Origin of the sequence: Curtobacterium sp. P97, from assembly GCF_023712445.1 — a bacterium.
In the GTDB taxonomy this organism is placed as follows: domain Bacteria; phylum Actinomycetota; class Actinomycetes; order Actinomycetales; family Microbacteriaceae; genus Curtobacterium.
Window position 1 is genome coordinate 1 of sequence record NZ_JAMAYF010000026.1, and the last position, 4,698, is coordinate 4,698.

Sequence of the window (4,698 nt, forward strand, 5' to 3'; positions counted from 1 at the left end):
CTCCACGCCGAGGGGAGGCGCGGTGCCGCACGGCCCCGCGCCTCCCGTCGTTCCACCAGTCAGCACGACCCGGAAGACCCCGCCATGCACCTGCGCCGCTCCCCCGCCCCGACCAGCGTCCGCCCGAGCACCTGGACCGACCCGTACGGCCGACTCGCGGTGCGCTGCCTGCAGACCGTGGTGATCGTCGTGGTCATCGGCGGGATCGTCACCGCTGCGACCACACTGAGCCTCGTCACGATCCCGGTGCTGCTCGCGCTCATCATCGCGTCGGCCCTGCACCCGCTGGTCGGCTGGCTCCGTCGGCACGGGGTCCCGTCGGTGCTCGCCACGACGATCGCGTTCGTGGCCGTCCTCGCGGTGCTCGCCGGCGTCCTGTGGCTCCTCGTCGCCGCCGTCGCGAACCAGTGGTCCTCGCTGCAGGACTCGGCGGTCGACGGGCTCCAGCAGGTGCAGGACCTGCTCCACGAGCTGCCCGTGCGCATCACCGACGGGCAGATCGAGGACGCCGTGGACGGTGTCGTCGACTTCGTGACGAGTGCCCGGTTCGGGGCGGGGGCCGTCGCCGGCATCTCGGCGGTGACGAACGTCGTCACCGGGGCCGTGCTGATGGCGGTCATCCTGTTCTTCTTCCTCAAGGACGGCCCCGCGCTGTGGGAGTTCCTGCTCCGCCCGTTCACCGGCGAGCAGTACGACCGTGCGCGCCGCATCGGGGACCGCGTGGTGACGACCCTCGGCGGGTACGTGCGCGGGACGGCCGCCGTCGCCGCCTTCGACGCGGTCGCGATCGGCACCGGGCTCGCCGTGCTCGGCGTCCCGCTGACGATCCCGCTCGCGGTGGTGGCGTTCGTGACCTCGTTCATCCCGATGATCGGCGCACCGATCGCCGGCACGCTCGCGGCGCTCGTGACCCTCGTCGCACTCGGGCCGGTGAAGGCGGTCATCGTCGTCGCGATCGTCGTGCTCGTCAACCAGATCGAGGGCAACTTCCTGCAGCCCGTGCTCATGGGCAGGACGCTGCGGCTGCACGGGCTCGTCATCCTGGTCGGGCTGACCGCGGGCACCGTGCTCGGCGGGGTGACCGGCGCGCTGCTCGCGGTGCCGCTCATCGCCGCCGGGTGGGGCGTCGTGCAGGTGTGGAACGGCGAGGACGCCCCGGCGACGCCCTGGCGGCAGAAGCGGCGCGAGACGGTGCCGGTCGGCTGAGCGCCGGGCGGTCACCACGCCGCACTACGCTGCCCTGATGGACGGGACACAGCCGGACGAGACCCGGTTCGACGGGCACGTGGTGATCGGCGGCGGCGTGGTCGGCGCCGCCGCGGCCTGGGCCCTGACCGCCCGCGGCGAGCGCGTCCTGCTCGTCGAGCAGCACCCTCGCGGACACCTCGAGGGTTCGTCGCACGGCGCGACCCGGATCTTCCGGCAGGGCTACAGCGACCCGGAGTACGTCGCGCTGACGACCCGCGCGCTCGCGCTCTGGGACGCCCTCGAGTCGACGACCGGCACGACGTTGCTCGACCGGACGGGCGCGGTCGACCACGGCCGGCCCGAGGTGGTCGACGCCATCGCCGCGGCGCTGGCGGACGCCGGGGTCCCCCACGAGACCCTGACCCCGGAGGCCGCCGCGGCCCGCTGGCCCGGCATCGCGTTCGAAGGGCACGTCCTGACCCACGCGACGGCCGGACGCATCCGGTCGGCCGACACGATCGAGCTCCTGCTGACGTTGGCGGAGCGGACGGGCCTCGCCGAGCTCCGGTTCGGCACCCGGGTGGCGGCGGTCGCGGACCACGGGGACGCGGTCACCGTGACGCTCGGCGACGGTACGGCGGTCCGCACGGCGAGCGTGGTGGCCGCGGTGGGGTCCTGGGCGCCCACGCTGGTGGGTGACGTGCTCGCCGCACGCGGGGCGCGCCTCCCGGCCGTCCGCGTCACCCAGGAGCAGCCCGCCCACTTCCCGAGCCACCTGCCGGACGAGGCCTGGCCGTCGTTCGTGCACTGGGTCGACGGCGACGACGTGTACGGGCTGCTGACCCCGGGCGAGGGCGTCAAGGTCGGGTTCCACGGCACCGGCCCGGTCGTCGACCCCGACGCCCGCGACAAGCGCCCCGTGCCCGAGGAGGCAGCGCGGCTGCAGGCCTACGTCGCCCGGTACGTCCCCGGCGTCGACGCCACACGCCCGACGTTCATCAGCTGCCTGTACGACACCACGCCGGACGAGGACTTCGTCATCGACCGGCGCGGACCACTCACCGTCGCGACCGGGTTCTCGGGCCACGGGTTCAAGTTCGCGCCGCTGCTCGGGGAGGTCCTCGCCGACCTGGCGACCGGTGGCGAGCCGATCCCCCGCTTCGCCCTCTGACCGCCCGCCGCCCCGCTACGGTGGTCCGGTGCGCGTCGTCATCGCTCCCGACTCCCTGAAGGGCACCGCCACGGCGGCCGACACCGCGCGGGCGGTCCGGGCCGGGTGGCTCGACGAACGGCCGGAGGACGACGTCGTCACCGTGCCGATGGCCGACGGCGGCGAGGGCACGCTCGACGCGTTCGCCGCGGCGTACCCGGCGGCCGAACACGTGCCCGTGACGGTGACCGGGCCGGCCGGCACCCCCGTCGACACCCACTGGCTGCGCCTGCCCGACGGCCGGGCCGTGGTGGAGCTCGCGGCGACGAGCGGGCTGCCGCTCCTGGGAGGGGCACTGCTCCCGGAGACCGCGACGAGCCGAGGGTTCGGCGAGGCGATCGCGGCGGCGCTCGACGCGGGCGCGACCGGGCTCGTGCTGGGCATCGGGGGCAGCGCCTCCACCGACGGCGGACGCCCGGTGCTCGAGGCGCTCGGGCTCGCCGTCGGTGCTTCCGGCGCGGTCGACCGGTCGGGGCTCCGGCCCCTGCCCGCCGGTGGGGTGGTCGTCCTGTCCGACGTCACGTCACCGCTGCTCGGACCGGCCGGTGCGGTGGCCGTGTTCGGACCGCAGAAGGGCATCACGCCGGACGCTGCCCCGGCGTCCGAGGAGCGGCTCGCCGCCTGGGCACGCAGCCTGCCCGAGGTCGACCCCGCGACGCCCGGTGCCGGTGCCGCGGGCGGTGTCGGCTTCGGGCTGCTCGCCTGGGGCGCGACCCTCGCACCGGGAGCGCTCGCGGTCGCGGACGTGCTCGGACTCCCGTCGCTGCTCGACGGCGCCGACGTCGTGGTCACCGGCGAGGGACGCTTCGACGAGCAGAGCGCCGCGGGCAAGGTGCCGACGGTGGTCCGGGCGCTCGCGACGGAGCACGCGCCGGGGGCCCGGGTGGTGCTGGTCGCGGGCGAGATCGAGGCGCGGCTGGACGACTTCGCGGCGGCGGCCTCGCTCGTGGTGCTCGCGACGCAGACGACCGGTGAGCCGGACGACGCCCTGCGTGACCCGCTGCGCTTCGCGACGATCGCCGGGCAGCGGTTGGCGCGGCTCGTCGGCTGAGCGCCCGGGGCGTGGCCGACACGCCCGCCCGGGCGCACGAGGGGTACCCCGACGCAACCTCCCTGCCCCCGGGGCGCGGGACCACACTGGGGAGCGGGTCGCACCCGACCCGAGAAGCACCCCCACGAGGAGACCAATGCGCACCGTCAACGCGTACGCGGCACCGTCGGCCACCGAGCCGCTCGTCAAGACCACCATCACCCGTCGTGACGTCGGCCCCGACGACGTCATGATCGACATCGCCTACGCCGGGATCTGCCACTCGGACATCCACACCGTCCGCGGCGAGTGGGGTCCGATCCAGTACCCGCAGGTCGTCGGCCACGAGATCGTCGGCCACGTCACCGAGGTCGGCGCGAACGTCACGAAGCACCAGGTCGGCGACCGGGTCGGCGTCGGCTGCATGGTGAACTCCTGCGGCGAGTGCGAGCAGTGCCGTGCCGGCCAGGAGCAGTACTGCCTCGAGGGCAACACCGGCACCTACGCCAGCGTCGACCCCGCCGACGGCTCGATCACGCAGGGCGGCTACTCGCAGGCCGTCGTCGTGAACGAGGACTTCGTCCTGAAGGTGCCGGAGTCGCTCGACATCGAGAAGGTCGCGCCGCTGCTCTGCGCCGGCATCACCACCTACTCGCCGCTGCACCACTGGAAGGTCGGCCCCGGCTCGAAGGTCGCGGTCGTCGGCATGGGCGGCCTCGGCCACATGGCCGTCAAGATCGCCGTCGCCCTGGGCGCCGAGGTCACCGTCCTGTCGCAGACCACGTCGAAGGAGGCCGACTCGCTCCGCTACGGCGCGAAGGCCCACCACGCGACGAAGGACCCGGCCACGTTCGAGCAGCTCGCGCAGTCGTTCGAGCTCATCATCAACACCGTCTCGGCCAAGCTCGACATGAAGGCGTACCTCGGGCTGCTCAAGGTCGACGGCACGCTCGTCAACGTCGGCGCCCCGTCCGAGCCGCTCGAGGTCCCGGCGTTCGCGCTCATCCCGCGCCGCCTGAGCTGGGCCGGTTCGGCCATCGGCGGCATCGCCGAGACCCAGGAGATGCTCGACTTCTGCGCCGAGCACGACATCCTGCCGGAGACCGAGCTCATCAGCGCCGACCAGGTCAACGAGGCGTACGAGCGCGTGCTGTCCTCGGACGTCCGCTACCGCTTCGTGATCGACGCGGCCACGCTGGCCTGACGACGGGTCCACGGACGGGAGGCGCCGTGGCGGGCGGCACCCCCGCCCCCCACCCACCAGACCAAC

4 protein-coding genes are annotated in these 4,698 nt (G+C 74.2%); all 4 read left to right on the plus strand.

All coding sequences use genetic code 11. From position 1 onward, the window contains the following. Positions 1 to 1,206, plus strand: a 1,206-nt coding sequence (locus M3677_RS16705; RefSeq protein ID WP_308201989.1) for an AI-2E family transporter, incomplete at its 5' end; no start/stop codon positions are given. 37 nt (positions 1,207 to 1,243) lie between these two features. Further along, positions 1,244 to 2,359 (plus strand): FAD-dependent oxidoreductase, encoded by a 1,116-nt coding sequence (locus tag M3677_RS16710; RefSeq protein WP_251161103.1) that lies wholly within the window; start codon positions 1,244 to 1,246, stop codon positions 2,357 to 2,359. Between the two features lie 28 nt (positions 2,360 to 2,387). Continuing rightward, on the plus strand, positions 2,388 to 3,449 hold the full coding sequence (locus tag M3677_RS16715) for a glycerate kinase (RefSeq protein WP_066651833.1): 1,062 nt from the start codon (positions 2,388 to 2,390) through the stop codon (positions 3,447 to 3,449). A gap of 136 nt (positions 3,450 to 3,585) precedes the next feature. Continuing rightward, positions 3,586 to 4,632, plus strand: coding sequence for an NAD(P)-dependent alcohol dehydrogenase (locus M3677_RS16720; RefSeq protein ID WP_251161104.1), 1,047 nt, complete (start codon positions 3,586 to 3,588; stop codon positions 4,630 to 4,632). Positions 4,633 to 4,698 lie beyond the last annotated feature (66 nt).

What these genes read in the sequence shown, in the direction of transcription:
- M3677_RS16710 (WP_251161103.1), top strand. Translation starts at nt 1,244, where the DNA reads ATGGACGGGACACAGCCGGACGAGACCCGGTTCGACGGGCACGTGGTG.
- M3677_RS16720 (WP_251161104.1), top strand. Translation starts at nt 3,586, where the DNA reads ATGCGCACCGTCAACGCGTACGCGGCACCGTCGGCCACCGAGCCGCTC.